Below are 2,547 nucleotides of genomic sequence, written 5' to 3'. Positions count from 1 at the left end.
CAGCAACAATGGGCCGCCGGCAACGACGACCAACCACATGATATCTCCAAACATGGCGGCATCTCCTTTCCCAGACAACCGGCAAGGAGGAGAACCGTTCCGCGCAGCAGCAGGGTAATGCCACCTCGGTCATCAACTTACGGATTGCGTTCGTAGGTTCCGATGAGTTCTGCCTGCTCGAGCGAGTGTTTCTGCGCCTCCCGCCAGATGCGCTCGACGCCTGCGCTGGCCGGAATGGCAAGGCTCGGCGTGTCGAGCGCGGCCAGCCGGAAATGGTAATGGTGGACGCCATGTCCGACCGGGGGTTCAGGGCCGTCGTAATAGGCGTTGCCAAAATCATTTGTTGCTTGCCTAAGGGCACCGGGACCTGGCTTGCCGCTTTCCGCCTCGGGAAGTTCCCTTGTCTCCGCGGAGATGTTGAATACCGCCCAATGACCAAACGTTCCGCTCGGCGCATCAGGATCCTGAACGACGAGAACGAGGCTTTTGGCGTCGTCCGGTACTCCAGACCATTTCAGCGGCGGCGATACGTTTTTGCCGTCTCGTGTATATCTTTCGGGAATTGGTCCGCCTTCGGCAAAGGCGGCGCTGCTGAGGGCAAGTGGCATGGTTCACTCCTTCCGGGGAAGTTGATCGCAGCGATGCCAACGGCATGCTATTTGTTGGTCCGCATCTTTTGTCTTGGATCGATCCCGCCAGCAGCGGTCGTGTCGTTCTCGACATCGCCTTCGACCGTGTTCTCGCCTTCAAGCTCGAACTCTTCGCCTTCCTTGATCGTTCCCTTGGAAGTCCCGATACCAGGATTGTTCGCCAAGTCGGCATCGCTCGGTTTTTTCCATTTCGGATGTTTGGTTCCGGTCATGAGAAAACTCCTTCGACGGGATTTCAGTTTAAAAATGCAAGCCAGATGGGCCGTTCCGGTTCCAGGGCTCTGCTTCATCGGCTCGCCGCGCGCGCCGGTTAGAGCCCGAATGGATAGGTGTCGGGAACGCCGGTTCTTGCATGCTCCGGGCCAAGCGGCGTCACTGCCGCGGTTTTGTCGAACCATAGGAACGCGTCGAACTGCTGGGGCAGGGAAGCGTCCGCATAGTGGCTGCCCAGCTCGGTTTCCGGCCGGTAGATTACCCCGATGAATCGCTCCAGCCTACGTTCCAGCAGCCGCTCACGCAGCGTCTTGTCGCGCCCGAGGTCGAGCAGGAACCGCGACACAAGAGAATCGTGGCAAAGCCGTTCGTAGCTGTCGGCGTGCGACGCGCGAACCTGCTTCACCTCCATTTCGCCATCCCAGTCGCTTGCGGCCGCTACAGTGCCGGAATGCGTGCCCATACCGATTAGCGCTGCCTCATCGCCGAAACGCTGCCGGCAGAGCTGACCGATGTTCAGTTCGTCCCTGACGACACCCATCTCGGTAAAGCGGGCATCGCCGATATGGGAATTGTGCGCCCACACCACCGCCTTGGAGTTGGGGCCGCCGGCGTCCAACAAATGTTCCAAGGTCTCGAACATGTGGGTGTCGCGCAGGTTCCAGGACTCCGCACCGCCATAGTACATGATCCGGTAGTAGTGTTCGGCGGACGCGATCAGCCGAGCATTCTGACTGGCGTCGAGAAAGTCGGTTCCGTCCTGTTTTGCATAATCGAGTTGTCTGGCGAGCAAGTCCCGGCATTGTTCCAGCACGGCTTTCTCGCATTTTTTATAGCCGGCGGTGAGCACCGCACGGCCGTAGGTAGACGGTTCGTGTTGCCAGGGCGTCAGGCAACCATACCGTTCGCGTGCAATCTTGGCTGCCTGGGGATCGACCCGGTCGAGATAGTCGAGGACCGCGCCTATGGACCCGCTCATATTGTAGATGTCCAGGCCGTAGAACCCTGCTTGCTCCGAAGGTTCTAGCTTCTCGTTGCGACGGCGCATCCAGTCGGAGAAGGCCGCGACATCGGTGTTGCGCCACATCCACGTCGGAAACCGCTGGAATGGCGCACCGGCGCCTGTTCGCGGCCGACGATGGCGAACGTAGCGGTCGATCGCCGCCGCATCGGGCCAGTCCGCCTCGACCGCGACGATGGTGAAGCCGTGCCGTTCGACGAGCCTGCGGGTGATCGCCGCGCGCGCCCTGTAGAACTCGGACGTGCCATGGCTTGCCTCGCCAAGCAGAACGACGCGCCGGTCGGCGAACCGGTCGAACAATGCGCCGAAGGCCGGATCGTCGAAATCGGGCAGCGGTTCAGCCGCGGCCGCGATCATATCGGGCAGGCTGATCGGATGCGGATGTCGAAGTGGACGACCGACCTTGGTGACGGTGCCGTTTTCCGACCAACCCTGCTCGCCGATGAGAGGGACGAAGCGCACGCCGCCGAAATCCTCCTCGCTGTAGGTTGCGGCACCTGTCCGGGTGACTTTGAGCAGGCGTTGCAAATCGGGGTCGTCGCCGACCGGAATGACGAGCCTGCCGCCGACATCGAGTTGCTCCTGAAGGGCGAGCGGTGCGCCGGGACCGCTGGCTGTCACCACGATGGCATCGAACGGCGCCGCCTGCGGCCAGCCCTTGGT

Annotated in this window: 3 protein-coding genes; all 3 read right to left on the bottom strand. The window is 61.4% G+C overall.

The genetic code is table 11. The features are described 5' to 3' along the window. Window positions 1–137 precede the first annotated feature (137 nt). Window positions 138–608: a YbhB/YbcL family Raf kinase inhibitor-like protein gene (locus tag EN969_RS26315; protein WP_013531529.1), complete on the bottom strand. Its 471-nt coding sequence runs from the start codon at window positions 606–608 to the stop codon at window positions 138–140. 47 nt (window positions 609–655) lie between these two features. Continuing rightward, window positions 656–862, bottom strand: a complete 207-nt coding sequence (locus tag EN969_RS26310; RefSeq protein WP_013531530.1) for a hypothetical protein — start codon at window positions 860–862, stop codon at window positions 656–658. 98 nt (window positions 863–960) lie between these two features. Continuing rightward, a partial coding sequence (locus tag EN969_RS26305) for an erythromycin esterase family protein (RefSeq protein ID WP_127419526.1) occupies window positions 961–2,547 on the bottom strand: 1,587 nt, incomplete at its 5' end.

Source organism: Mesorhizobium sp. M7A.F.Ca.CA.003.01.2.1 (assembly GCF_003998945.1).
GTDB classification, from domain to species: domain Bacteria; phylum Pseudomonadota; class Alphaproteobacteria; order Rhizobiales; family Rhizobiaceae; genus Mesorhizobium; species Mesorhizobium ciceri.
Note: the sequence above shows the minus strand (reverse complement) of the source record. Positions and strands in the feature narration are given on the sequence as shown.

What these genes read in the sequence shown, in the direction of transcription:
- EN969_RS26315 (WP_013531529.1), bottom strand. Translation starts at nt 608, where the DNA reads ATGCCACTTGCCCTCAGCAGCGCCGCCTTTGCCGAAGGCGGACCAATT.
- EN969_RS26310 (WP_013531530.1), bottom strand. Translation starts at nt 862, where the DNA reads ATGACCGGAACCAAACATCCGAAATGGAAAAAACCGAGCGATGCCGAC.